General features: G+C 41.3%; 29 protein-coding genes. 17 read left to right on the top strand and 12 right to left on the bottom strand.

Annotated elements, in window-relative coordinates:
• Nucleotides 1–23 precede the first annotated feature (23 nt).
• The 9 genes from QSJ37_RS07595 to QSJ37_RS07555 all read left to right on the top strand — a co-directional run bounded on the left by QSJ37_RS07595 (nt 24) and on the right by QSJ37_RS07555 (nt 9,958).
• Nucleotides 24–878, top strand: a complete 855-nt coding sequence (locus QSJ37_RS07595) for a CvfB family protein (protein ID WP_205424021.1) — start codon at nt 24–26, stop codon at nt 876–878.
• A gap of 113 nt (nt 879–991) precedes the next feature.
• The gene (locus tag QSJ37_RS07590) at nt 992–1,975 is read left to right on the top strand and encodes a BMP family lipoprotein (protein WP_285754567.1); all 984 of its coding nucleotides are present in this window, start codon (nt 992–994) and stop codon (nt 1,973–1,975) included.
• A gap of 19 nt (nt 1,976–1,994) precedes the next feature.
• A complete protein-coding gene (locus QSJ37_RS07585) occupies nt 1,995–3,647 on the top strand; it encodes a methyl-accepting chemotaxis protein (protein WP_285754566.1) in 1,653 nt (550 codons plus the stop codon).
• Between the two features lie 634 nt (nt 3,648–4,281).
• On the top strand, nt 4,282–4,956 hold the full coding sequence (locus tag QSJ37_RS07580; protein WP_285754565.1) for a GntR family transcriptional regulator: 675 nt from the start codon (nt 4,282–4,284) through the stop codon (nt 4,954–4,956).
• Between the two features lie 8 nt (nt 4,957–4,964).
• Nucleotides 4,965–6,167 carry a CaiB/BaiF CoA transferase family protein gene (locus QSJ37_RS07575; RefSeq protein WP_285754564.1) on the top strand — a complete coding sequence of 401 codons (1,203 nt, stop codon included), beginning with the start codon at nt 4,965–4,967 and terminating at the stop codon, nt 6,165–6,167.
• A gap of 1 nt (nt 6,168) precedes the next feature.
• Nucleotides 6,169–7,068, top strand: coding sequence for a hydroxymethylglutaryl-CoA lyase (locus tag QSJ37_RS07570; protein WP_062677788.1), 900 nt, complete (start codon nt 6,169–6,171; stop codon nt 7,066–7,068).
• Nucleotide 7,069: 1 nt separating this feature from the next.
• Nucleotides 7,070–8,113 (top strand): TRAP transporter substrate-binding protein, encoded by a 1,044-nt coding sequence (locus QSJ37_RS07565; RefSeq protein ID WP_285754563.1) that lies wholly within the window; start codon nt 7,070–7,072, stop codon nt 8,111–8,113.
• Nucleotides 8,114–8,177: 64 nt separating this feature from the next.
• Nucleotides 8,178–8,684, top strand: coding sequence for a TRAP transporter small permease (locus tag QSJ37_RS07560; RefSeq protein WP_062677786.1), 507 nt, complete (start codon nt 8,178–8,180; stop codon nt 8,682–8,684).
• Nucleotides 8,681–9,958: a TRAP transporter large permease gene (locus QSJ37_RS07555; RefSeq protein WP_285754562.1), complete on the top strand. Its 1,278-nt coding sequence runs from the start codon at nt 8,681–8,683 to the stop codon at nt 9,956–9,958. Before QSJ37_RS07560 ends, QSJ37_RS07555 begins: the two co-directional genes overlap by 4 nt.
• Nucleotides 9,959–10,035: 77 nt before the next feature.
• On the opposite strand, the gene QSJ37_RS07550 is transcribed toward QSJ37_RS07555, so the two are convergent.
• The 5 genes from QSJ37_RS07550 to QSJ37_RS07530 form a co-directional block, all read right to left on the bottom strand.
• On the bottom strand, nt 10,036–10,167 hold the full coding sequence (locus QSJ37_RS07550) for a DUF3941 domain-containing protein (RefSeq protein ID WP_012749405.1): 132 nt from the start codon (nt 10,165–10,167) through the stop codon (nt 10,036–10,038).
• A gap of 60 nt (nt 10,168–10,227) precedes the next feature.
• Complete coding sequence (locus QSJ37_RS07545; RefSeq protein ID WP_285754561.1) at nt 10,228–11,091, bottom strand: DegV family protein; 864 nt, start codon at nt 11,089–11,091, stop codon at nt 10,228–10,230.
• Nucleotides 11,092–11,202: 111 nt separating this feature from the next.
• Entirely contained in the window at nt 11,203–11,403 is a 201-nt protein-coding gene (locus QSJ37_RS07540; RefSeq protein WP_285754560.1) for a DUF3813 domain-containing protein, read from the bottom strand.
• A 2-nt stretch (nt 11,404–11,405) separates the two neighbouring features.
• Complete coding sequence (locus QSJ37_RS07535) at nt 11,406–11,558, bottom strand: hypothetical protein (RefSeq protein WP_012749408.1); 153 nt, start codon at nt 11,556–11,558, stop codon at nt 11,406–11,408.
• Nucleotides 11,559–11,647: 89 nt separating this feature from the next.
• On the bottom strand, nt 11,648–12,454 hold the full coding sequence (locus QSJ37_RS07530) for a Cof-type HAD-IIB family hydrolase (RefSeq protein WP_285754559.1): 807 nt from the start codon (nt 12,452–12,454) through the stop codon (nt 11,648–11,650).
• A gap of 173 nt (nt 12,455–12,627) precedes the next feature.
• Between QSJ37_RS07530 and yjfP the strand changes: the two genes are divergently transcribed.
• Nucleotides 12,628–13,395: an esterase gene (gene yjfP, locus QSJ37_RS07525; RefSeq protein ID WP_285754558.1), complete on the top strand. Its 768-nt coding sequence runs from the start codon at nt 12,628–12,630 to the stop codon at nt 13,393–13,395.
• 82 nt (nt 13,396–13,477) lie between these two features.
• On the opposite strand, the gene QSJ37_RS07520 is transcribed toward yjfP, so the two are convergent.
• The 5 genes from QSJ37_RS07520 to QSJ37_RS07500 form a co-directional block, all read right to left on the bottom strand.
• A complete protein-coding gene (locus QSJ37_RS07520) occupies nt 13,478–13,780 on the bottom strand; it encodes a metal-sulfur cluster assembly factor (RefSeq protein ID WP_012749411.1) in 303 nt (100 codons plus the stop codon).
• Between the two features lie 17 nt (nt 13,781–13,797).
• Nucleotides 13,798–15,039, bottom strand: coding sequence for a hypothetical protein (locus QSJ37_RS07515; RefSeq protein ID WP_285754557.1), 1,242 nt, complete (start codon nt 15,037–15,039; stop codon nt 13,798–13,800).
• Between the two features lie 5 nt (nt 15,040–15,044).
• Nucleotides 15,045–15,254 carry a DUF2249 domain-containing protein gene (locus tag QSJ37_RS07510; RefSeq protein ID WP_285754556.1) on the bottom strand — a complete coding sequence of 70 codons (210 nt, stop codon included), beginning with the start codon at nt 15,252–15,254 and terminating at the stop codon, nt 15,045–15,047.
• Between the two features lie 5 nt (nt 15,255–15,259).
• On the bottom strand, nt 15,260–15,490 hold the full coding sequence (locus tag QSJ37_RS07505; protein WP_171699043.1) for a DUF2249 domain-containing protein: 231 nt from the start codon (nt 15,488–15,490) through the stop codon (nt 15,260–15,262).
• Nucleotides 15,491–15,559: 69 nt separating this feature from the next.
• The gene (locus QSJ37_RS07500) at nt 15,560–16,252 is read right to left on the bottom strand and encodes a Crp/Fnr family transcriptional regulator (protein ID WP_285754555.1); all 693 of its coding nucleotides are present in this window, start codon (nt 16,250–16,252) and stop codon (nt 15,560–15,562) included.
• Between the two features lie 226 nt (nt 16,253–16,478).
• Here QSJ37_RS07500 and QSJ37_RS07495 point away from each other — a divergent pair, with 226 nt between their 5' ends.
• The 6 genes from QSJ37_RS07495 to QSJ37_RS07470 all read left to right on the top strand — a co-directional run bounded on the left by QSJ37_RS07495 (nt 16,479) and on the right by QSJ37_RS07470 (nt 24,091).
• Nucleotides 16,479–18,842 carry a nitric-oxide reductase large subunit gene (locus tag QSJ37_RS07495; protein ID WP_285754554.1) on the top strand — a complete coding sequence of 788 codons (2,364 nt, stop codon included), beginning with the start codon at nt 16,479–16,481 and terminating at the stop codon, nt 18,840–18,842.
• 351 nt (nt 18,843–19,193) lie between these two features.
• Entirely contained in the window at nt 19,194–19,427 is a 234-nt protein-coding gene (locus QSJ37_RS07490; protein ID WP_012749412.1) for a DUF2249 domain-containing protein, read from the top strand.
• Nucleotides 19,428–19,531: 104 nt separating this feature from the next.
• A complete protein-coding gene (locus QSJ37_RS07485; RefSeq protein WP_143415982.1) occupies nt 19,532–20,119 on the top strand; it encodes a molybdenum cofactor guanylyltransferase in 588 nt (195 codons plus the stop codon).
• 72 nt (nt 20,120–20,191) lie between these two features.
• Complete coding sequence (locus tag QSJ37_RS07480; RefSeq protein WP_285754553.1) at nt 20,192–21,310, top strand: TIGR04053 family radical SAM/SPASM domain-containing protein; 1,119 nt, start codon at nt 20,192–20,194, stop codon at nt 21,308–21,310.
• Between the two features lie 238 nt (nt 21,311–21,548).
• A complete protein-coding gene (locus QSJ37_RS07475) occupies nt 21,549–22,724 on the top strand; it encodes an MFS transporter (protein WP_285754552.1) in 1,176 nt (391 codons plus the stop codon).
• A 308-nt stretch (nt 22,725–23,032) separates the two neighbouring features.
• Entirely contained in the window at nt 23,033–24,091 is a 1,059-nt protein-coding gene (locus tag QSJ37_RS07470; protein ID WP_285754551.1) for a multicopper oxidase domain-containing protein, read from the top strand.
• Between the two features lie 306 nt (nt 24,092–24,397).
• Here the strand turns inward: QSJ37_RS07470 and QSJ37_RS07465 are convergent, their stop codons facing one another.
• Together QSJ37_RS07465 and QSJ37_RS07460 are read right to left on the bottom strand one after the other, a co-directional pair.
• Nucleotides 24,398–24,847, bottom strand: a complete 450-nt coding sequence (locus tag QSJ37_RS07465; RefSeq protein WP_062753789.1) for a hypothetical protein — start codon at nt 24,845–24,847, stop codon at nt 24,398–24,400.
• A 179-nt stretch (nt 24,848–25,026) separates the two neighbouring features.
• A complete protein-coding gene (locus tag QSJ37_RS07460; protein WP_285754550.1) occupies nt 25,027–25,353 on the bottom strand; it encodes a hypothetical protein in 327 nt (108 codons plus the stop codon).
• Nucleotides 25,354–26,003: 650 nt separating this feature from the next.
• On the opposite strand from QSJ37_RS07460, the gene QSJ37_RS07455 reads away from it, so the two are divergent.
• Nucleotides 26,004–26,411, top strand: a complete 408-nt coding sequence (locus QSJ37_RS07455) for a hemerythrin domain-containing protein (protein ID WP_285754549.1) — start codon at nt 26,004–26,006, stop codon at nt 26,409–26,411.
• Nucleotides 26,412–26,435 lie beyond the last annotated feature (24 nt).

The raw sequence follows: 26,435 nt of genomic DNA, 5'->3' as shown, positions 1-26,435 counted from the left end.
TATAGACAAAGGAAGAGGTTGCGATGAAACGATTAATTCCTGGAGAAATCATGACATTAACGGTAAAACGGAAAATGCCGTTTGGCTACTTTTTAACGAATGGCATGGAGGAAGTGCTGCTGCATAAAAGCGAAGCGAATACAGCACTTGAGAAGGATGACGAGGCAACGGTATTTTTATATCATGACCACGACGGGCGGCTGTACGCCACCATGAAAATGCCAAAAATCACGAACCACAAATACGACTGGGTTGAAGTGGTGGACATTGTTCCGAAATTGGGTGTTTTTGTTGATATTGGCATTTCCAAAGATATGCTCGTGTCCATCGATGATCTGCCGCCGCTTCGTTCGCTATGGCCGAAGCGAGGGGATCAATTATATTGTTCGTTAAAAATGGATAAACGAGGACGGCTGCTTGCTAAATTAGCGGATGATGAAACGATGAAACAAATCGCCGTAAGCGCGCCGGAATCAGCGTTCAATCAAAACATTCGCGGGCGCGTCTACCGTGTGATTAAGGTCGGAGCGTTTCTTATCTCCGATGTCGGTTATCTCGGTTTTGTCCATGAATCGCAGTGGCGCCGCGAACCGCGCCTTGGTGAAGTGGTGGAAGGGCGGATTATCGCCGTGAAAGAGGATGGGACGGTCAATGTCTCCTTACTGCCGCGCAAACACGAAAGCATCGATGAAGACGCGGCGGCCATTTATGCGTATTTAGAAAGCCGCGGCGGAGCGATGCCGTATCACGACAAAAGCGACCCGGACGATATCCAAGCGCGCTTTCATATGAGCAAGGCCGCCTTTAAACGAGCATTAGGACGTTTGATGAAGGAAGGAAAAGTATATCAAGAAGATGGGTGGACGTATATCAAGTGATAATAAAAAGCAAAGCCAATTACAGCTTTGCTTTTTTTATGCAAAAAACTCAACAAATGTAGAATGATGCCGATAAACAATAATGGACACCATGAAAAGAAGGGGACGAACAAATGAAACAACAAAGACGTATATGGCATCTTGTTATTGCGTTATTGGTTATTTTGATGATGACTGGTTGTTCGACGAAAGAGACGGTAACGAAAAAAGATAGTATCAAAGTCGGGATTATGTTGTCGGACGTCGGACTTGGAGATCAATCGTTTAGCGACTCGGCATTTCGCGGATTAATGAAAGCGCGTGATGAACTAGGCATCATTTTTGATTATCGTGAATTGAAAGATACGAAAACGTATGAACAAGGATTGAAGGAGCTTATTAAAGATGGCAATGATGTCGTCATTGGCCTTGGCTTTATGGTGCAAGAGGATTTGGAGAAAGTGGCAAAACAATATCCAAAGCAGCGTTTTATTTTAGTTGACTCTGTTTCTGATTTGCCAAACGTGACATCGATTACGTTTAAAGAAGATGAAGGAAGCTTTCTTGCCGGAGTGTTGGCGGCGCTTGTGACAAAAACAAACCGCCTCGGGTTTATCGGTGGGGCGGATGTGCCATTGATTCGTAAATTTGCGGCGGGGTTTGAAAAAGGGGTTCACGCCGTGAAGCCGTCCGCCTCCGTTCACATCGTGTATGCAGGTGATTTCGGAAATGACAAGCTCGGCGCCCAAATTGCTAGAGAAATGTTCGACCAAAAGAGTGATGTCGTGTATACGGCGGCAGGATTTACGGGAGTTGGCGCGCTTCGGGAAGCGGAAGCACGAGGCGTGTATGCGATTGGCGTTGACAGCGACCAATATTTTTACGCGGAAAAAGCGGTTGTGACATCAATGGTCAAAAATGTCGATGTCGCCTTGTTTCGCGTGTTAAAACAATACGTGGAAAAAGGGGAATTGCCAACCGGCACTGTTCAGCTTGGATTAGCGGAAAATGGAGTTGGGCTCGCGCCGATTCGCGTTATCCCATGGGATGACCAAAAACAACAGCTGCTCGAACAGTGGAAACAAAACATTGTGGACGGCAAAGTGGCGACAAAGTAATACAGAAAAGGGGATTAGAATGACAATTCGCAGAAAATTGTGGCTTCATTCGTTTCTTTCACTTATCGCATCGATCATATTGATGGGGTTCATCATCGTCAATATGTTGTCGATTCAGGCAACGAATAAAGATATCGTTCCGGTTTTGTTGACGATAGAAAAGCTCGAGGCAAGCATGAAATCGGCAAAGCAGAGCTTAAACAACGCCGCCTACAATATGACGGAAGGAAATAAGCAAGAAGTGCTGGCGCAAATCGAAACGACAGAAAAGCTGATTGGCGAATTAGAAAAATCATTGAAACAAAAGGAATTTCGCGCGCTATTAGAAAAAGCAAAACAAAAATTTGCCGAAGTGCATAATGCGTCGCTTGCCGCTCTTGAACATCGCGATGTATCGGAAGCAAGACGGCAAGCGATGCGAATCGAAGGGGCGGTCAATGATATTTACATGCTGCAATTGTATACGAATGATTACTACAAGGAGCTCCAGCGTGATTTACAGGCACAAATCCGTTTTGTCATTTGGACGGCGGTCATCGGCAGCATCGCGCTCATCGTTGTGTCAGGTGCTATGAGTCTACGGCTGACGCGCTCGATTACGAATCCGCTCAAGCAGCTTGCCCACAATGCGGTCGAAATCGCGGGGGGCAATTTGCTTGTTGAGCGCATTGACTATAAACAAAACGATGAGTTAGGTGCATTAAATGTGTCATTTCATACAATGGTCGAGGAGTTGAAGCGTCTGCTTCGTTCGGTAGAAGTGGTTAGTCAACAAGTCGAAACATTTGCAAAAGAAATCGAAACAGAAAATAAAATGCTTACGGAGATCAACCGGCAAGTTGCGTTATCCACCAATGAGTTATCCGCTGGAGCGCAAAGCATCTCTGAAGAATTGCAGCAAGCAGTACAGCAGATTGAAAAAATGGATGATACGTTTGCCAAAACAGCGGAGCGAACCGAACAGACAGCACATTACAGCGAGACGGCTGTCGAAGCGATTCAACATGGCCAAAAAGCGATGGAACAACAAATGCACTTCATTCGCGAAAGCAATGAAGCGACATTGTCGATTGAACAGGCGACGAATGAATTTACGAGCTACGCCGCCAACATTGAACAAATGGCAAAGGTGGTATCCGATATTGCGGAACAAACGAATTTGTTGGCGTTAAACGCGGCCATTGAAGCCGCAAGAGCGGGAGAAGCGGGGAAAGGATTTGCTGTTGTCGCGGAAGAAGTGCGCAAGCTTGCCGTGCAATCCGCACAGGCGACAAAACAAATTTTTGAAACAGTTTCGCTGATTAAGCATGGCATTTCCACGGTTTCCGAAACCGTTGACCGAGCGGTAAAAATCGCCGAGCAGCAATCGCAATCGATTGAAACGACAACGAAGGCGTTTGCCGAAATCGAGGACAAAGTCGCCGGCATTTCCGCCGATATTCAAGCACTTGTCGATGATGTTATCACGTCGAAACAATTAGAGGAGAAAGTATTGCAAAATGTGGAAAGCATCAGCGCCGTCGTCGAACAATCGGCGGCCGGCAGTGAAGAAATTGCCGCTTCGATGGCTGAACAGCTGACAGCGTTTGAAAAAATGGTGGAGAAAGTAACGAAACTAAGACAATTGACGGATGAACTGCATGAGGTGATGGCGAAGTTTCGGATGGAATGAGAGATTAATCAGCAATTCTTGTATTCATACAAAAGAATGACTCCAATATTTGCGTAACATCCCCCGGCTGAAAATCAGTGACAGCGGGGGATGTTTTGTATATTTAACGCTACCCATTAGTGAAAGGTAGTTAGGGAGTTTTTAAATGCAAAAAGCCTCGTTTATTGATTAACGAAAGGTGGTTGTAAATAGGCAAAGAGAGATGTTTTTCTTAATTCCTTGCTATGCATGGTCTCTAATATACCAACAACCGTGTTGGTCTTTGCCACTTTCTTATTCATCCTTTCAAACAGTTTGAAATCATCGTCCACATCATTGTTATTACATTTTCTGCAGGTTTTTTTACTCCTTCAAGTCGTTTAGTCATTATTAGGGAGATGATTCACCATGTTGATATAGTGTTCCTTTAAATTCTCTTTACCAAAATTACTCAAGTAATGAATTTATATAATCTTTGCTCATCATTGAGATAAAAGACTAAATAACCATCAATGCATATCGGAAGATAGATGCAAACCAAACGATAATGGATTCACTTAAAAAGAGTAATAATTAATGATTTTGCCTAATAAATTAGTTGTAAATAGTGTTAATAAATTTTGAAACATATTGTATACAGTCGACGAAAATGAAGGTGAGAAGATTGAAACAACAAATTATGAAGAGGGAGACATTGAAAAAACAAGTATACGAGTATTTACGGGAAGAAATTATTACAGGTGGTATTGCACCAGGGGAGAGGCTCATAGAAGAAAAAATAGCAAAAAGGATTCAAGTGAGCCGTAGTCCGATTAGGGAAGCGATTCGTTTATTGGAAAAGGACGGACTTGTTACTGTAAATAAAGGGGGAGGGGTCACGGTATTTAATCCAGATATAAAAAATTTTAAATATCTTTATGAATGCAGAGTGGAATTAGAACCCGTCGCTGCTTACTATGCAGCCAAAAGAATCACGAAGGAGCAAATTGATACGCTTCGTAAACAATTGTTTTTCAATAAGAAGAGAAGCGAAAAATATGAATTAAAAACAATACACGATATGAATACAAGGTTTCATGAAGGAATAGTGCAAGCGAGCGGCAATCCTTTTTTAATCAAGATGATTAGCCAGTTAAGAGGGATCAATAGCATGTACAGAATAGCCATATTAAAAGGCAATGTCTTACGAGCAGAATCAGCTATTCAAGAGCATTTGAAAATATTCGAAGCGATTGTAAACGGATATGCAGAAGAAGCCCGGCAATATATGAGAGATCATATTGTAAACGATTACAATTTTTATATGGATATTTACAAAGAAAGGAAGTGAAAGACGAAGTGACTAAAAAGTTGCCATTAGAAGGTGTTAAAGTACTTGAGATGGGGAATTTTGTAGCTGCCCCTTTTGCGGGAAAGATATTTGCTGAATTTGGGGCGGAAGTGATTAAAATTGAAGAGCCTACATCAGGAGACCCGTTAAGGAATTGGAGACTCATGCATGGAAATACTTCCATATGGTGGTATGTACAGGCGAGAAATAAGAAGTCCATTACTATTAATTTAAGGAAATCTGAAGGTCAAAATATCGTTAAACAGTTGGTCAAGAAAGTTGATGTAGTATTAGAAAACTTTAAGCCTGGGACTCTTGAAAAATGGGGTCTTGGTTATGAAGAGTTAAAAAAACTAAATCCATCTATTATAATGACAAGAATATCAGGATATGGCCAAACTGGTCCCTATCGTGATAAAGCCGGTTTTGGGAGTGTTGCGGAAGCAATAGGAGGACTGCGCTATTTGACTGGGTATCCAGACCGTCCTCCAGTAAGAGTAGGTATTGCAATAGGAGACCTAGTGGCTGGCATGTATGCGGTGATTGGCACGTTGATGGCATTACATGTAAGAGATAAGGACGCGGAAAAAAGAGGACAATTAATTGACGTTGCTCTTTACGAATCTGTGTTTAGTCTGCTTGAAGGGATGCTTCCAGAGTATGTTTTAACCGGAGTTGTAAGAGAAAGATCAGGGAGCACTTTGCCTGGTGTAGCGCCATCTAATACGTATGAGTGCAAAGATGGAAAGCACGTGGTCATAGGCGGGAACAGCGATAACATATTCCAAAGGCTCATGAAGACCATAGGTCGGGAAGATATAGCTAATGATCCTAGATACTCAAATAACCAAGGACGTGCAGAAAATGTTGAATTTATTGATAGTGTAATAGAAAGCTGGACAAAGAAGCATACTTTGGAGGAAGTGTTGACAATGCTCGATGATGCCTTGGTCCCAGCAGGCCCTATTTACAGTATTAAAGATATTGTTAACGATGTGCAATATAAGGAAAGGGATATGTTATTGCCAGTGAAATTAGAAGACGGAAAAGAGTGCCTTTTCCCTGGGATTGTTCCAAAATTGTCCGATACTCCGGGTGAGATGAAATGGATCGGCCCTAAATTAGGGGAACATAATGAAGAAATATACATGGGTCTCTTAGGCTATTCTCATGGTCAACTGAAAAAACTAAAAAAAGAGGGGGTCATATAAATTGGATGATGTGCAAATCATTGATGTAAGCCCTAGAGATGGTTTGCAAAATGAACACGTTATTGTCCCCATAGAAAAAAAGATAAAACTAATTGAAATGTTAGTGGAATCAAAAATAAAGAAAATCGAAGCCACCTCGTTTGTTCATCCACTAAAAGTTCCACAGATGTCAGATGCAGAATATGTATTGAAGTCGTGTGAAAGATTTAGCGATATTGAATTTGTAGCACTTATCCCCAATATGAAAGGTTTCCACCGAGCAACTAAAACAAAGATACCTGAAGTGAATTGGGTAACAGCCGCCACAGAAACGTTTAATTTTAAAAATATTGGAATGAATATTGAAGAGAATTTTACACAGTTTAAACAGTTGATGGAGGAAAGCGGTAAACAGAATATCAAAGTATGTTTTTCTATAGCAGTGAGTTTTGGATGTCCATATGAAGGTGATGTAGATCCTGAAAATGTTCTCTCTTTGGTTGAACGTGCTATAGAGGCAGGCGTTCAGCGAATAGGGATTGCTGATACGATCGGGATAGCAACGCCCAAACAAATAAAAGAGTTACTTACAGAAGTCTTGAAGATTACTAAGGATGTTCCCGTTGCCATTCATCTTCATGACACAAGAGGAATGGGATTAGCGAACGCGTATGCGGCTTTTGAAGCAGGGGTGAGGATATTTGAAACTTCTGTCAGTGGCATTGGGGGATGTCCTTTTGCGCCAGGGGCCGCGGGCAATTTAGCGACGGAGGACTTGGTGTATATGTTTGAACGAATGGGGATTAGAACAGGTATTAATTTTGAAAAATTATTGGAGGCTGCTGATTTTGCGGCTAGTCTTACTACAAATCCAGCATTAGGTAGAATACGCCACATAGAAAAAGCGAAAAGGGGAGTTTAACATGAGGAAATTATCGTTAATATTTAGCATTTTACTTTTAATTTCTATAGTTTTAAGTGCCTGTGGGAAAAGTGCTTTCACTAATGGCAAATCATCTAGTGTTGAGGGGAATAATGGATATGAACCGGTAACAATACGATTAGCTTACAATCTGCCTCAAGATCACCATATTGCTATTGGAATTGAAAATTTTGCAAAGACAGTCACAGAAAAATCAGGTGGAAAAGTAAAAATACAAGTATATCCTTCAGGTCAGTTGTTAAGTGATAAAGAAATGAACCAAGCGATATTAACTGGTGGGGTAGAAATGGGAGTAAACTCCTCAACATTATGGTCATCCACAGTTCCTGCAATGGGTATTTTCGATGTTCCATACGTGTTTCCTAACTACGAAACGGCGGGAAAAGCATTATCAGGGGAACTAAGAGAAAAGTTAAACAAAGCTATGGAAGAAAAAGGGGCAAAAGTGTTAATGTACGCTGATTATGGATACGCACAATTTGCCAATAATGTTAGGCCACTTAAATCTCCCGAAGATTTCAAAGGATTAAAGATTCGTAGCATCGGTGATATTCCTTCGAAAATGATCAAAGCATATGGCGCATCCCCTGTGTTTTTAGGCGGTGGGGAAGTGTATACTGCACTGCAACGTAAAACAATAGATGGAGCGACATCGGGAACAACTGCTATGCTCCAGCGTCACTATGATGAAGTAGCAAAATATTTAACGATTAACAACTATGCATACCTAGAATTTATTCTTGCGGTAAATAAGAATTTTTGGGATCGATTGCCGGAAAAAACTAAAAATCTTTTAAGTGAAACTGCTAAGGAAACAGAACAATGGATTCGTGAAAAAGCTAAATCGGAGGATGAAAGAACCGCAAAAGAACTGAAAGAAAAGGGAATGGAGGTGTATGTAGTACCTGAATCAGAGCTGCCAAAATGGAAGAAAGCTGCCAAACCAGCAAGGGATGCATATATAGAACATGCAGGAGATTTAGGAAAAGAATTGCTTGAAGTTGTGGAGCGAATAAATCAATAAATCTATCAAATTGGAAAAACGGGGAAAGGAAAACTCCCTTCCCCATTGTCATAGGAGGGGCAAGATGAAATTATTTCCATCGTTATATGTTTTTTTAGACAAATTAATTAATGCTGGGGGAATAGCAGCAGGGGTATTAATTATATTAACTACATTTATGACAACTTTTGACGTGGCTTCTAGAGCAGTATTTAATCAACCTACCATCTGGGCTACGGAATTATCTATATATGCGATTATCGGGAGTTGTTTTTTAGGATCTGCTTATGCAGTTCGATCGTACTCCCATATTACGGTCGATTTATTGGTAAATATGTTGTCGGATAAAATGAAAAAAGTATTTGCATATGTTTCTAATGTATTAGGATTAATTTTTAGCCTTATTTTCACTATTTATGGGTTTGAACATGTTTTAGGTACGTATAAGTTAGGGACAACTTCATCATCGTTGTTACGTATACCTATGTATCTTCCGGAAATGTTTCTCCCGCTAGGCGGTATATTGCTCTGTTTCGCGTTTATACTGCAAATTATCGATGGCGGAATACACAAGGGAGGAGGACATTTATGAATATCGGTTTTTTTCTAGGGGGTATGGCAACATTATTATTAATAGGCCTGCCTGTTGCTTTTGCGCTTGGACTACTCGCTATAGGAGGCATGTATTTATTTAATGGTGGAACATTTTCCTTCTCCCAAATTCCTATTATTTCTTATAAGTCTTTGGATGATTTTACTCTTACAGCATTGCCGATGTATGTTCTTATGAGTCAAGTTTTGGTGGTTAGTGGTGTTGGACGTGATCTATATGAGATGGCAAGCCGGTGGTTTAGACATCTTCCTGGCGGATTAGCTATTGCTACGCTATTTTGTTGTGCGATTTTTGCTGCTATATCCGGTTCAAGTGTAGCGACTGCAGTTACGGTTGGAGCAGTTGCACTTCCGGAGATGACAAAACGCGGATATGATAAAAGAAGTGTTCTTGGGCTGTTGGCTGCCGGAGGAACGTTAGGCATTCTGATTCCGCCAAGTGTGCCGATGATTATATACGGTTCTATTACCGGAGAATCTATAGGAAAACTGTTCATTGCAGGAATTATTCCGGGGATATTACTAACAATTGCATTTATGATATTTGCTTCTTGGAAAACTCGCCACATAAAAGAAAAACCAGCTACTTGGACGGAAAGAATCGAAGCGTCTAAAACAGCAGTATGGGGGCTTATATTACCGATTATTGTTGTTGGAGGAATTTATGCAGGAATATTTACACCTACGGAAGCTGCAGCAATTGGTGCTATGGTTAGCATACTCATTTCCATTTTTGTATATAAAAATTTCACGTTTTACAATATCAAAACAGTTATATTATCGACAGTAAAAACTAACGCAATGATTTTAATGATTATTGTTGGGGCGATGTTACTTGGATATATTATGACAGCGCTGCAGATTCCACAGACAATCACGCAATTTGCAATTTCACAAGATGTATCTCCATGGGCAATTTTTATTTTGATAAACATTGTATTGCTAATTTTAGGATGTTTTCTTGAAACCATATCAATACTCGTGATTACATTGCCGATATTATATCCGATTATAACATCATTAGGCTTTAACCCGATTTGGTTTGCAGTAATCATGGTCGTCAATATGGAACTGGCACTTATTACTCCACCTGTAGGATTAAATTTGTTTGTTTTAAAAGGGCTAGATAAAACAAATACTATTGCTGAAATTGTAAAAGGTGTATTTCCATACGCTATAATTATGATGTTGTTTATTGTAGTTTTGTCATTTTTTCCGGAATTATCCACTGTATTAGTAGACAATGTTAAGTAATTCAAATAAAACAGTTAGGAAATAAGGGCTAAATGTAGGGGAAGCTGGCCAGTTTGACTGAACAGCTTCCTTTAAGTTTACAAATGATCCGTCTTCTTCGAGTACGCAAATTTCCCAGCCTGGCGGTTTTTTTCGCGCAACATGTTTTTTTCGTGGCGTTTCGCGTTGTTGTCTCGTGCTTTTTTATCGTTATCGCTTGTATGTGACATAATTGGCGTGCACTCCTTTATCCACGGTGTACACCATTAGTATGCGTGGAAAAGAAGGACTTATACCTCAATATATTTGTTCAAGAAAAAGAGCGCCAATGTGCCCGGACCGGCGTGCGCGCCGATCGCGCCGCCGATTTCGGTGATGAAAAAGCGTGTGCAGCCATATGTTTTTTCAATAAGCTGCTTTAATTCCAATGCGGCTTCTTCGTCGTCGCCGTGGCTGATACCGATCACTTGTTTTTGCAAATCGTCGCCGCGTTCGCCCATGATTTCGACCATGCGCTTTAGCACTTTTTTGCGGCCGCGTAATTTCTCCAGCGGAATAAGTTTGCCGTCTTCGACATGGAGAAGCGGCTTAATGTTTAAAAGGCCGCCAACCATTGCCGCGGTTTTGCTAATTCGTCCGCCGCGCGCCAAAAATTCTAAGTTGTCTACCGTAAAAATATGCTCCATATGGCGGCAGTAAGAAGCAATCGTTTCGCATAATAGGTTGTACGGCATTCCTTTTTCTGCGAGTTCCGCCGCTTTCATCACCACAAGTCCTTGTCCGAGCGACGCGCACTTCGAATCGATAATCGTTAGCTGAAACTCAGGATATTCTTCAAGCACTTCGCTGCGAATCGCCATCGCGGTTTGATATGTACCAGATAATTGCGAGGAAAACGCGATATATAGACAAGGGCGGTTTTCTTTTGCGTACTTGGTAAACAGTTCTTTCATTTTTAGCGGATTCGCTTGCGCCGTTTTCACGATTTGTCCGTTGCGCATCGCGTCATATACTTGTTTTGGTTCAATGGTAATAAAGTCTTCGTATTCTTCGCCATTGAAATGGACAAGAAGCGGCAGAAACGCGATGTTATGCTTCTGCAAATAAGAATATGGGAGATCACTTCCACTGTCCGTAATAATTTGAATCGACACTGCATCCACCTCTTATAAAGTTAAGATAAGATATATTTTAGTGTAGCGATTATGATGAAAAAAGACAATTTTTCTTTCCTATAAAAAGGTTGCGGACGAGCGCCGCAACCTTTACTGAGTGAGTTGATCAAGTTCTTCCTGGAATTGACGCAACTGCGCTTTTTCTGCCAAGCTGGAATGAGCATAGGCAGAAGATAAGGCGTTTTTTGCTATGGCGATCGCGCGATCCAAGTCGATATCCACTTGACCGTTTGCTGCTTGTTTTGCCTGCATGACCGCTTTGCGCGCTTCTTGAAACAATCGATTGCCCATCGTTATTCGCCTCCAAGCGACGTTTCAAACGCTTTTTGCATTTTGCGCTCTTCCGCTTCAGCGTATGTCATGTGGTAAGGGATTCGTTCGTCATGTTTTTCTACCGCATCGACGCTTTGTTGAATGAAGCGTTTCGATTTATTTCGTTTACCCAAGACGTATTCCCCCCCCTTGAAAAGTAAAGACGCAACGTTGCGTCATGGATAGTGTAACCGTATAAGGGGGATTGTAATAAGGCAATTCGTTACAGCTTTAACATTGATTTTAAATAAATACCGATGCCGTCTTCTTCATTCGTTGCAGTCACATCGTTGGCGATTTGTTTGAGGGGCTCAATCGCGTTGCCCATCGCGATGCCATGACCTGCCCATTCGATCATTTCTAAATCATTATCTTCGTCTCCAAAAGCGATGACCCGTTCTCTAGGGATATGGAAATAATCAGCGATTTGCTTGAGGCCAAACGCTTTATGAACACCGGCGCGAACGATTTCAATGATATGCCATGGCTCGGTCCAGCGCCGGTGATGCAATACGTTCGCATGAACATCAGATAAGTACGACTGTATTTGGTCGGCATGTTGTTTGTCTGTATGAATAAGGATGCTCGTTGGATCATCTTTTAATGAGTAGCGCAAGTCGCCGATTTCGATAGCCGGGTTGCCAAGCCGGACAATATCTAGCAGTATTTCATCATGTTCATGAAAGTATACATCGTCCATCACTTCGGCTAAAATATTTTTAATCGAGTACGTTTCACTTACTTCAATAATGTCTTTTACGGTTTGGAGCGGAAGTGGAAAATGACGGATCCCCCATGAATGGTCGGCAGGGTGATGGACGAACGCTCCGTTAAAGTTGACAATTGGCGTCGTGAGTCCAAGCTCTTCATAGTACATTTTGCTGGCGCGATAAGGTCTTCCAGTTGCAATCACGACAAGATGCCCTTCTTCTTTTGCGCGTAAAATCATTTCTTTAGTAAATGGGGAAATCGTTTTGTCATCTTTTAATAACGTACCATCTAAATCCAACGCAATTAAATATTGTTTCATAATAACTCCCTTTACATGTTTTTTTAAAGTATATACGATCATGATCTTAAGGTCACTACTATATTTATCATCATTTTGTTTTTTTGGATCTTTTCTAATATAGTGTAACTCTTTTCCAAAATTCTTGTCTACATGTTACACTATAGAAAAAAGAATGAAGGAGTTTTGGGATCATGGTCATCATTGAAAAAGAAACCGTTGCCCAAGTGCCTGTGCTGCATGTCGTAAAAAAAGAAAAGCGGGAAGAACGATTGCCGTTTATTTTGTTTATTCATGGATTTACAAGTGCAAAAGAACATAATTTGCACTTTGGGTACTTGCTTGCCGAGGCGGGATACCGCGTGATTTTACCGGATGCGCTGCATCACGGTGAACGAGATTCGTCTTTATCTGAGCGTGAGCTGCAATTGGCGTTCTGGAATATTGTGACGCGTACGATTACGGAAATTAAACAAATCAAAGAGGAATTAGAACTTCGCAATCTCATTCAGCAGGATCGGGTAGGACTTGCCGGTACATCGATGGGGGGGATTGTCACATTTGGCGCACTTGCCGTATATCCATGGATTAAAGCGGCCGTTTCGCTGATGGGAAATCCAATGTATGAAGCATTTTTTGACGCCTTAATTGAAACAGGCAAAAAAATGGGAGTGGCAATTCCGCTTTCCGATGAACAACTAAAGCGGGAAAAGTCGCGATTAATGAAGTATGACCTTTCTAGACAGCCGGAGAAATTAGCGGGTCGTCCGCTTCTTATTTGGCATGGAAAGTGCGACCAAGTTGTCCCTTATTCTTATACATATGAGTTTTATGAACAAATAAAACCGCTTTATCAAGGAAAAGAAGAAAATTTGAAGTTTATTTCCGATGATACGGCAGGGCATAAAGTGACAAGGGAAGCGTTTTTAGAAACGGTGAAATGGTTTACGAAACATGTGTAAGAAAAAAACGGCTATGCTTATGGCATAGCCGTTACAACATTATCGGAGGGGTAAAAGCGGACAGGACATTTCCCCAAAAAAGTTATGAAAAATGCCCTAATTGCCGCAGCGCTTCTTCACTCATTCGTTCTGGAGTCCAAGGCGGGTTCCATGTAATTTGTACTTGTACATCGCGGATTCCATCGATATGTTCGAGCGCACGTTTCACACCGCCGACGATGGAGTCGTGAAGCGGGCAGCCCGGTGTCGTAAGGGTCATTAAAATATATATGTTTCCATCATTAATTTGCAAATCATAAATTAACCCTAAATCCACGACATTGATCCCCAGTTCTGGGTCAATAACCGTTCGAAGCTGCTGAAGTACCAATTCGCGAATATCCATAATTATAGCCTCCTTTTTTATTTCCACAAAACCGAAAGAATCGTCCCGGCAAAGAGAAGAGAAAACAATGTCAATGCACCTTGGGCGGCATAAAATATCGTCAGACTGGAAACAGTCAATGCAGCTACGGCGCCGATAATGCTAATGATAAACAATACACATTGAACAACAGTCCATTTCTCATTCATCATTTGTTTTAACGTCGGCACATTTTCTTGGCCGATCTTTTTGCTGTAGCGGTGCGTCCACCATAAAAACGGAACAATTTTATATAAATAGCCGATGATGCTTAACATAATCCAGCCAAGTATATAGCCGTAAATCACAATCGCAATTCCGTGAAGATTGCCGAAAAACGATAAAATAAATGCTGCCCCGTGCAGGATAAAGGCAATCGCAATGGCAAGCAAAGCAAACCGAAATGGATGATCAAGTTTTTTCTTCATCCGTTTTTGCAAAATCGACCATATATGGTAAGTGAATAGTGCGAATGCAATAAATAAAAGCCCAACACCAAAGATGAAAACCCATCGTCCATTTACGAAAAAACTGATAAATGTAACGGTAAGCCCCGTCATATAAATGACGTATACGTATCGCGCCAACGTCATCGAAAACCCATGTGCGAGGGAAAACATCGGCACCATTTTATAGGAAAAACCGATAATAAGCAGAGTAAACCAGCCGAACACGCCAAATAAGATATGCGATTTTAAAGTAAAGAGATGATCGATCGTTTGTCTGCCGTTCCAAAAATGAAAGGCAAGCGTCAGTCCCAAGACAATTGTAAATACCAAACAAGCAAGTGCCGAGCCGACAAACAATGTCATGACATTTTTTTTCGCCTGTTTCCGCAATGTCATTGCCATTTGAAAAAGAAAGAGCATGATGCCAAGCACAAGCAACAACCCTGGGAAAAAGGCGAAGTGCGCATTAAACGCTAAGTTGGCAGAAAATAATACGATTCCGGCTGCTGTAATAAAAAATTGCACAAATCCTAATTTCTCGCTCCAAATTGGCGTCAAAAACGCGACTGGAACGAGCTGGTACATCGCTCCCATCGCAACCATCAGCGCAAAACCGAGCACGGCCAAATGCGCCGCCGCCCAGACGATCGGCAGGCGGAACGCTCCGTTTACCATGGCTGGTCCGGCAACGAGTGCGACTGTTTGTGATGCAACAAAAGCAATGACACCAAACAAGATAAATAAAAAAGGAAGACGAATATTTGTTTCATATGCAGTATTTGTTGGAATCATGATGGTCATCCTTTTGTAATCGTAATTTGGAAGCTGCCATCCTCGCGCTCTGTCGTTTCGTATTTATAGCCAAGCTCATCAAGTTGTTCGTATAAAAACATCGGGCGGCGGTCGTTAATGATGGTTAACGTTTCTCCAGGCTGCAGTTTCTCTAACGCCGCCAATGTTCTCATCATTGGCTGCGGCGGCTCTAACCCACGATTGTCAAGAATCATCGTTCTCACCCCTGTTTTACGAACGTGACTTTCCAATGTTTTTTCCCAATCTGTTCCGCTTCATACGTAAATCCTTTTGCTTTCATAATCGGAAAAAGCGGGATCGGTTTAAACGGCGCATGCAGAATAAACGTATCCCCCGCTTGAAGCGGTTTAATCGTGTTCATAATTTTTTCAAACGGTTCGATTTTCTTTTGTAAATCCTCGCGGACATCCAACTCTACGATCTTTCCCAACGAAATCCCTCCTTTGTTTTTTATGATAGTAATTTTCATTTTCAAGCGTTGTGATTTTCGTCACATCCATTAGAAAAAGATTTCTTTTTCTAATCCTTCTTTATCAATAAGGTAAAATCCATCTTCATTAATATCAATCAATCCTTTTCGCTTTAATTGGCTGAGCGTTCGGCTTACCGTTTCCCGTGAGGTGCCGATCATGTTGGCAAGCTCTCGATTCGTCACATGAGCAGTCAAACGGTAAAGTTTCCCTTGCGGTACCGCATTTGTTTTCGTTAAGCGCAACAGAAGCATAATAATTTGTTCATATGTGTTATGAAGAATTTGTTCTTCTAAACGTTTTTGCAAATCAACGATTTTTTCGCCCATGACGCGAAATAATTTAATGCATACCTCTGGATAGCAAATTAACGTTTGTTCGAAGTCAGCGATTGGGATCACAATTAACGTCGCTTCGTCGATGACTTCTGCGTGCGCAGGGTACGTGCCTTTTAAGAAAAAACCGGTATGCGGAAACATTTCACCTGTCTGCAAAATCGAGATGATTTGTTCTTTCCCGCTCATATCGGTTTTGTAAATTTTTACCGTCCCGGAATGAACGAAATAGACGCGCTCGAGCGGGTCTCCTTGCATAAATACAAACGTCCGCGGCTTATAGACGCGCACATGAGAAATAGCCACAAGCGATTCAAGCTCATGATCGGATAATTCACGGAAAAGCGGTACGCTTTTTAATCTCTCTTTCATCCAATCATTTGTCATAGATAATCTCTCCTTAAATTTATATATAAAAAAATAGTCGTATTGTTTTAAGCAATAAGAAGGAACAATGCTTCCTCCAACTTAATTTTATAACATTTTCCATAAAAGAGTTGTGACGTAAATCATAGTGATGAAAATCATAGCGAACGTTTGCCGTACCTCACATTCTAATCCCATTTGCAGCGTTACAATGAAGGCGAATTTAATGATAGGAAGGTGGTTATTTATGGAAATTAATCGATCGGTTCGTACGTCTCCACGTCCTGAACGTCGAACACAAAATAGTTTTCTTAAATCTATATTAATTTTTACCATTTTGATCAGTTTTACCGTCTTGCTAGTTGGCGGATACTGGATTTTTAAAGAAATGGCGCCAAGACCGAAAGAGGTCCGAAGCGAAAGCGGCGACGTATTAATGACGAAAGAAACAATTATCGGTGGGCAGTCCGTGTTCCAGAAATACGGATTAATGGATTACGGTACAGTGCTTGGACATGGTTCTTACATGGGGCCGGATTATACAGCAGAAGCGTTGAAGATTTATACGGAAGGAATGCAAGAGTATAAAGCAAAAGAACTGTATGATAAGCCATTCTCTGAGCTATCCAAAGATGAAAAAACAATCATTCGGGATAAAGTTATTAAAGAAATGCGGAAAAACCGCTACAATCCAATTACCGATGTGCTTGTGTTAACAGATGCACAAGTATATGGGCTTCAAAAAGTTCGTGACTATTACCGCGATGTATTTACAAACGGTGATGGTTGGGGCTTGCAAAAAGGGTTGATTAAAGAATCGGATATGCCAAAAACAAATCGCGCTTGGGTTGCGGATAGCGATCAAATTCAGCAAATTGCCGATTTCTTCTTCTGGACAGCTTGGTTATCAAGCACTCCGCGTATCGGTGACAATATTACGTACACCAACAACTGGCCTTATTACAAAGATGCAGGAAATACAATGACGTTTTCCGCCATGTGGTGGAGCGGTGCAAGTGTGACCATCTTAATTTTATTTGTCGCGATTATTTTGTACTTCTTCCATCGTTATCAATTGAGCATGCAAGAAGCATATAAAGAAGGACAATTTCCAGTTATCGATTTGCGCAAGCAGCCATTAACCCCTTCGCAAGTGAAATCAGCAAAATACTTTACAATCGTAGCCGTGCTGTTTTTCGTTCAATCGATGTTTGGCGCGTTGCTTGCCCATTATTATATAGAACCAGACAGCTTTTTCGGCATCAAATGGATTCACGATTTACTGCCGTTTAACATTGCGAAAGGTTACCATTTACAACTAGCAATTTTTTGGATTGCAACATCATGGTTAGGTATGGGGATTTTTATCGCACCGCTTGTCGGCGGACATGAACCGAAAAAACAAGGGCTTCTTGTTGACATTTTGTTCTGGGCGCTTGTCGTTCTTGTCGGCGGCAGCATGATCGGTGAATGGCTTGGAGTAAACGGATATTTAGGAAACAACTGGTTCTTGCTCGGCCATCAAGGTTGGGAATATCTTGAGCTTGGACGCATTTGGCAAATTATCTTAGTAGTAGGTATGCTTATTTGGCTGTTTATTGTCTTCCGCGGCATTAAGAGCGGATTGAAGCGGGAAAGTGATAAAGGCGGACTAATTCACTTATTGTTCTATTCTGCAATTGCGGTGCCGTTCTTTTACATCTTTGCGTTCTTTATTAAGCCAGACACGAACTTTACAATGGCAGATTTCTGGCGCTGGTGGATTATCCATTTGTGGGTAGAAGGAATTTTCGAAGTGTTTGCGGTTGTTGTTATCGGCTTTTTGTTAGTGCAATTAGGACTTGTTACAAAAAAATCTACAGTAAGAGCATTATATTTCCAATTTACGATTTTGCTTGGCAGCGGGGTCATCGGTATCGGCCACCACTATTATTACAACGGTTCGGCGGAAATATGGATTGCGCTTGGCGCCGTCTTCTCAGCGCTCGAAGTCATTCCGCTTACATTGCTGATTTTAGAAGCATATGAACAGTATAAAATGATGCGCGACGGCGGGGTTAACTTCCCTTATAAATCGACATTCTGGTTCTTAATTGCTACGGCAATTTGGAACTTAGTCGGCGCGGGTGTGCTTGGATTCCTTATCAACTTGCCGGCAGTCAGCTACTTTGAACACGGGCAATTTTTAACACCAGCCCACGGCCATGGATCGATGATGGGTGTTTACGGAATGTTCGGTATTGCCGTGCTGCTTTACTCATTGCGCAATATCGTGAAACCGGAAGCATGGAACGATAAATTATTAAAATTTGCATGCTGGATGCTCAATATCGGGCTTGCAGGGATGATTGCAGTGACGTTGTTGCCAGTCGGCATTCTGCAAATTAAAGAAGCTTTTGAAAAAGGCTATTGGGCATCTCGCTCTCCAGAGTTTTTACAACAAGATATTGTGCAAAACTTGAATCTGATCCGTGCTGTTCCAGATACGATTTTCTTAATTGGTGTCATCGTGATTATGGGGTTCAGCGTAAAAGCGCTATTCCATTTGCGTAAACCGACACACGGTGAGGGAGAAGCGCTTCCGGTCGTCGATCTAACAAAAGAAGAATAAACAAAAAAGAATCACAGCCATTTGTGCTGTGATTCTTTTTATCTTTCTATGATAGCGCTTTCTATCTTGTTTATTGTTAGGTTTTCTGCATTTTTTCTTTTTTCTCGTGACATTGAAAACAGTATAATGTTTCTTTTTCGTCGCAAATGACGCCGTTTAAGAAACCATGAAAACAATGAATTGGTTTGCCGCACTGCGAACAAAAGCCAACAAGCTCTTCCAATCATCATTTCTCCTTTCACAGGCATTGAGAATTTTCATCCATCAATTGTGATATTCGTCACTACGACAAACGACAGAAATGATTATGATGTATACATAATTAATTATACTATAAAGGAGGCAATAAGTATGAATCAATTTGCCGCAAAAATTCATGCGCCTGACTATGAGCCAAGAGAAAGACACCCTGCGATCTTTCGCTTATTCGATAGCTTAAAACCAGGTGAAGTGATGGAATTAACGAATGACCATGATCCGCGTCCGTTGCATTATCAGTTTATGATGGAACGTCCAGACCAATTTACTTGGGAGTACTTGGAAGAAGGACCAGAAATTTGGCGAGTCGCAATCGGCAAAAAATAAACATGAATGCTAAAAAAGATTCCCGAAAGAATGACGGGAATCTTTTTTTTTTGTTGCTTCCATGGTACAGTAAAACAAAGATTTTGGTGAAAGGGGAAAAATGAATGAACAAAATGGCAGGAGTGGTTCTTGCCGGCGGGCGGTCGCGGCGTTTTGGCAGCCCGAAAGCGTTTGCCAAATTTAACGGAAAATATTTTTTTGAAATTGCTGTGGAAACGTTACGCGCAGTAGTAGAGGATATTTATATTGTTAGCCATCCTTCGCTAATAGACTGTTTTCGACAAAAGACGGCGGAAAAAGTGATTATGGACGATGAACGGTATCGTGGCCAAGGACCGCTTGCTGGAATTTATACGGTCATGAAAGAATGCGAAGCGGAATGGATATTTGTGCTTCCGTGCGATATGCCGTATATGCGTCCAGAAGCAGCGGCAAAACTTGCTAAATATGCGAACGAGAAGTTTGATGCGATTATCTGTGCGCATTTCGGCCGAATTCAGCCGTTAGTTGGCATATATCATCGGCGAACATGCAAGCAGATCGAAAAACTTCTACAGGCACAAGATAATAGGATGAAATCGCTTTTTCGCCATTGCCATGTCCACTATGTTAACGAGCAAGATTTTTGGGAAGATGAGATCGTCTTTCGCAATGTAAACACGCCGAATGAGTTTGACGATATTGTGACATAAGTCACTTTGTGATATTTATCACATTAGTGTCCTCTCCAATGCAGTACAATGAGAACAAGGAGGGGAACAATAGTGAGGGACTTTAACGAAAATCCGTTTATTGTGATTTGGGAACTAACAAGGGCATGTCAGTTAAAATGTGTTCATTGCCGAGCGGAAGCGCAATATCACCGCGATCCGCGCGAATTGACATTCGAAGAAGGGAAAAAGTTAATTGATGATATATATGAGATGGATCAGCCGCTTCTCGTGTTTACTGGCGGGGACCCGCTCATGCGCCCAGATGTATATGATCTTGCCAAATATGCGATTGACAAAGGACTTCATGTTTCAATGACGCCAAGTGCGACGCCGAACGTGACAAAGGAAGCGATTCGGAAAGCGAAGGAAGTTGGCCTTTCTCGTTGGGCGTTTAGTTTAGATGGGCCAAACGCGGAAATTCATGATCGTTTTCGTGGAACATCCGGTTCGTTTGATTTGACCATAAAAGCGATTGAATATTTACATGAACTTGATATTCCAGTGCAAATTAATACCGTCATCTCTCGATATAACGTCCATGTGCTTGATGAAATGGCAGAGTTGGTTGAAAAACTAAAATGTGTGCTTTGGAGCGTCTTTTTCCTTGTGCCGACAGGCCGCGGAAAAGAGTCAGATATGATTTCGCCGGTGGAACATGAAAAAGTGTTTCGTTGGCTTTATGAAACGAGCAAGCGCGTCCCGTTTGACATAAAAACGACAGCAGGGCAGCATTATCGCCGCGTCGTGTTGCAAGCGAAAATGCGAGAAAATCAAATCTCGGGCGATGAAATTAACTATGAAGACGTGCTGATGAAAGGATTAACTGGACAAGTTGACGGTCTTGGACGCGCGCCAAAAGGGGTCAATGATGGCAATGGATTTGTTTTTATTTCTCATATCGGTGACGTATATCCGAGCGGGTTGCTCCCGGTGAAAGCAGGAAACGTCCGTGAAACGCCGCTTGCGGAAATTTACCGGAATTCGCCGATTTTCCAAGACTTGCGCAATCCTGATAAATATAAAGGAAAATGCGGCGTATGCGAATTCCGCTACGTTTGCGGCGGATCGCGCTCGCGGGCGTATGCTGTTACGGGTGATTACTTAGAAAGCGAACCGTATTGCGTATACATTCCAAAAGCATTGCGACAAAAAGAAAAACATCTATTTTAATCACTGTTAACTGGTTCTCATATGGGAGCCAGCTTTTTTTATTTTCAGATTAATTAAAACGATTTTCAAGACATTTTTTATAAACGTCAGGACATGATAAAGATGGAAATCAATTTTTTACAATTATGTGACACTATAAAAAAATGTGAGAAACATCACAAACATTCTTTTTTCATTTCCGTATGATGTACTCAAAAGAAGTGGATGATGGCTGCGATCAAAAAGGAGGATTTTCGTGATGAATAAGCAAAAAGCTCTTTTGCCGATTACAACGTTGGCGATGACGTTTGCGTTTGCCGTATGGGCTGTATTTTCTCCGTTGGCGAATACATTCCAAGAAATGTACGGGCTAACATCGACACAAAAAAGCATTTTAGTTGCGATTCCAGTTTTGCTTGGTTCCATTATGCGCATTCCGCTCGGGATTTGGACGGATCGATTTGGCGGCAGACAATTATTTTCGTTGTTGCTATTGTTCATAATTATTCCATTAATAGGAGCGGGTTTTGCTGATTCATATGCAATGTTAATGTTTTGGGCGTTTTTTATCGGAATGGCAGGAACATCGTTTGCGATTTCCGTTACGTTCGTATCGCGCTTAACACCGCCAGAAAAACAAGGAACAGCGCTCGGCATCAACGCGATGGGCAATATTGGAACGGCGGTCGCAAGTTTTTCTATTCCGTCGATTGCGGCAGCTTTTGGAGTGAAGTGGGCGTTTTGGGGGATGATTATCCCGGTTGTCATCATGCTCCTTCTTGTTTGGTTCTTTACTCCGGATATGCCAAAGCCTAAGCAGCAAAAAACGATGCTTGATTCGTTATCTGTGTTGAAATATAAACATACGTGGACTTTATCACTATTTTATTTCGTGACATTCGGAGCATTCGTCGCATTCGGCATTTATTTGCCATCGTTGCTCATTGATTTATATAGTTTAACTCCGGTTGATGCCGGGCTTCGCGCTGCTGGATTTACCATTATTGCGACACTTGCAAGGCCGATTGGCGGAAACCTCGGCGATAAAATCGGTGCCGAACGGGTATTGAATTTCGTTTATGCCGGAATTACGATTGGAGCGCTTGCCATTGCATTTGGAATGGAAAATATTGTTGTGATGACAGTCGCATGCTTGTTTATCGCCATTATGTCCGGATTAGGAAACGGTGCGGTCTTTAAGCTTGTTCCGCAGCTATTCCCTGCAGAAACAGGCGCTGTCACCGGCATCGTCGGCGCATGGGGCGGACTTGGCGGCTTTTTCCCGCCGATTTTGCTGGGAATCGTGAAAGACGTTACTGGTTCTTACATGCTCGGTTTTATTCTGCTCAGCTTGTTTGCCATCATTTGCTTCTTGCTTAACCGCGTTGTCTTCGGCAAAAAAGTGGGCGAACCAGCAAATCCATATGTATCATAACAAAAAAGCGGATCGTTACAAGCGATCCGTTTTTTTATTTAAATATGAAGCCATGATTCCTGATTAATAACGTAGTAAATGTAATTGGATATTTCCTTTTTAAGTTTTCACTGTCCTCAAACAAAACGTATATTACTCAATCCATCATTTTCCCTACCGAAATGATTTCTAACGTTAATATATAACATTGTTCAGTAATTCACAAACTATTCAAACATCGGTCATGATACGTGATACGAATCACTAGGATGAGAAACAGAACGCACTATTCTTAAAGTGTAAGGATTGATAAAAATGGAGGGAGAAACATGGCAGGCAAACTTCACGCATTCATGGCGGTAGCAGCGACGGCAGCGTTACTAGCGGCCTGTGGAAACGAAAGTGCCGGGGAGAAAGAGGCGACGAAAGAAACGGTAAAGACAGAGCATCACGCAAGTTCAAACGTCATCGCTGCCCATAAAGATCTTAACCAAAAACCGGTTCCATTGAAAATGGAACGCATCGGTCCACATGATGTCAAAATCGAGATGAATGCACAAGTAACTGACATCGAAATTGATAAAGGAAAAATCTATAAAGCATGGACGTTCAACGGTCAAGCACCTGGACCGCTCATTGTCGTCAATGAAGGAGATACGCTCCATTTTACGTTAAAAAATATGGACCCATTGCTGCCCCATAGCGTGGATTTCCACGCCATCCACGCTTCGCCGTCGAAAGATTTTGCCGACGTCATGCCGAATAAGTCCGGAACGTTTACGTACCCAGCGAATAACCCAGGCGTATTTATGTACCATTGCGGCACGAAGCCGGTGCTCGCCCACATTGCCAATGGCATGCACGGCATGATTATCGTCAAGCCGAAAAACAGCTATCCAACCGATAAAGAAGTGGACCGCGAATTTGTCTTAATCCAAAACGAGTGGTACAAGTATAATGATATGGATGATTTCCAAAACGGGGTACCAAGCTATGTTGTTTTTTCGACAAAAGCGTTAAAAGCAGGCGATCGAAATACGAACGGAGATACATTTACGCTAAAAGAGAAGCCGCTCGTTGCCAAAGTCGGCGACAAAGTTAGAATTTACATCCTTAACGTTGGTCCAAACGAAGTCAGCTCATTCCATGTCGTTGGAACCGTTTTGGATGATGTGTATATCGACGGTAATCCAAACAACCATCTAAAAGGTTTGCAGACAGTGATGCTTCCGGCTAGCGGCGGCGCGGTCGTTGAATTTACCGTCACACGCCCGGGAACGTATCCGATCGTTACGCACCAATTCAACCACGCGCAAAAAGGAGCCGTAGCGATATTAAAAGTAACGGAGACCGGTGAAGATGACGGTACAGAAACAAGCGGACACTAACCGTTTCCCGTTCTGCCAAACGAGAAACGGCATGCCGCTACAAGAGAGCTCCTTCATCTATTGTAAAGGATTATAGAAAAAGATAAGTGATGTGCATCACACAACATTAAAAAGGAGAGATGAAAACTAACGGGTTCGGTTCAGAAGTACAAAATCAAAAAACAGTACAAATAACAGCGTAATTAGCACAAAATTCGAACCACATTTAACAAAGTAAAAGGCATATTAAAACGCTTGGGCTTATTCCAAGCGTTTTAAACTAAAATTATATTGACTTGTTCAATTAAGACTGTTACTAAAAGGTTACTACCGCACTTCAATTACAAAGGCATAACTTGAATCTCCCTTTTCCCATCTTGCTGAAACATCATACACATATACACCTTTTTCTTTTGGTAATAGTATCACATTATCATTTATTGGAACATTTTCTGTTTTTTCATTTGTAAGCCATCTATTTACTACTAATGTATTTTCTTTAGGCTCGTCTTTGAATTCTATTTTCAATTGGGAATTTGGTGGTATAACCACAGGTTTTAGTTCTTGATTTTTAATGAGTTCTGGCGGAGAACTTGTATCAATACAAACAGAATTAAGTAATCCATTCCAACAATACGAACCTTGTGTCACTTCTACCTTTTTTTCTCCAACAGTTATGGTTGGTAAAGGTGGTTTAGCACTAAATAGTCCAATAACAAAATAACCCCCAATGCCTAACGCAATTAATATTAATAATGTAATTAAAAACTTTTTCATACACTCCCCCCTCGTGGGTTCATTTTACTTTTGTTAATTTTCTGATTAATCTATATATTTAGTTTAACATAAAATACCAAAATCCTTAAAAAGGATTTCGTCAAAAAATATTGATATTTCAACAAAAATAAAAAACCAAATCGCGTGGTGATTTGGTCTTATAAAATATCAAATCCCTTTCAAAGGGAAGTCATCAATGAATTGTCTTTATCCGTCACAAAACGCCATTCTGAAGCCTTTACAAGTTGTTTAATGAGCCAATAATGAGCAATCGTTGTATAAGTTATGTGTAATCCATCAATATACTTGGCTCTGCGTTCAATTTTATCTAATTCGGCTTGATACTCGACATAAGTTTGTGTGTCATTTTTAGATGTAGGCATCGGATAATGAGAATATTTCGGAATGCGAGCGTGTTTCTTAGCAAATTCATTTAGGGGGTTTTCTTTTAAAAGAACGGTATCAAGGGCAATATCCCTCAATGAAATATCCCAATCAAATGCCACATCACTTCGGAACACATACCTTGAGAATACATCGGCAGTAATCACCACATTGGTTGGGAATTGACTTTAAATCGTCATACTGGCTGCCACCCATTCCTTTTTTCCGAACATTGTTGAGGAAATAAGTCATTTTATCTATTGAGCCACATTTCTTTAAACTGCATATTTTGAAGCGGTTTTGTTTCGTGCCGTTCCAAAAACTCCAAACATCTTCGATAAACAAATTCGTAATAGGTACCTCTCCCAATTTCCAAAAGTTCGCAAGTTCTGGTAATCGGAACCCGACTTAACAATAACTTTGTAAACCAAAGAAGAATATCACTTCGTTTTTGATTGTATGTGATAGATTGCTTACGGTTAGGTAATATATTAACTTCTTGCACGTCTTACATTGCCATCTTTGTGATTCACCTGTGCTTTTTCCACGTTTATAGAATGCCTTTGGTTCGTTAAAAGGCGTACAATCTTCCACAATACATCCATCTTTATGAAATTGATAATCGGGTTCAACATCTTGGATACTGTTGACAACAACCGAACTCGTTAGATGAAAACTCTCCTTTTTTATTTTTTGAATAATAAACGGAACAGATAGGAAACATATGCTAATAGAGGTTTAATTTATTTAAGCAGGGGAAAGAGGTGGTGAAATGGGCGGTCCATCTTTACGGAAATTAGAGGCGCATCGTTCCATTCATGAAGGGGCATTTGCCGAGGCGAAACATCTGACTGAGCTGCTTGAGAAGCTATATAACGATGGGCGTCAGGAGCATCTTGGCGAGGTTGCTGATGCGCTTGTGGAGCATTGGGAAAAGAGAGTCATTGCCCATGCGCAGGCGGAAGAAGAAGGATTTTATCGAGAAAAAGTAGAGGAAGACCACAATTTGTTTGAAAAAGTGGCGATGTTAAAGCGTGACCATGACTTAATGAGATATTTGATTGAAGAAGTAAAACAATTATTAGCGCAACGAATTGATAAAGAGGTATTCACTCGATTTCACGCGCTTTTGCATATTAACCGTATGCATAGTGACGACGAAGAAAAATTTTTATTTTAGCCAATAAAGCAAAGGAAGGAGCTT

The sequence above is a fragment of the Parageobacillus sp. G301 genome (genome assembly GCF_030268025.1).
Taxonomy (GTDB): domain Bacteria; phylum Bacillota; class Bacilli; order Bacillales; family Anoxybacillaceae; genus Parageobacillus_B; species Parageobacillus_B toebii.
The sequence above is the reverse complement of the archived record's forward strand: the minus strand, read 5'-3'. Positions and strand labels throughout refer to the sequence as shown.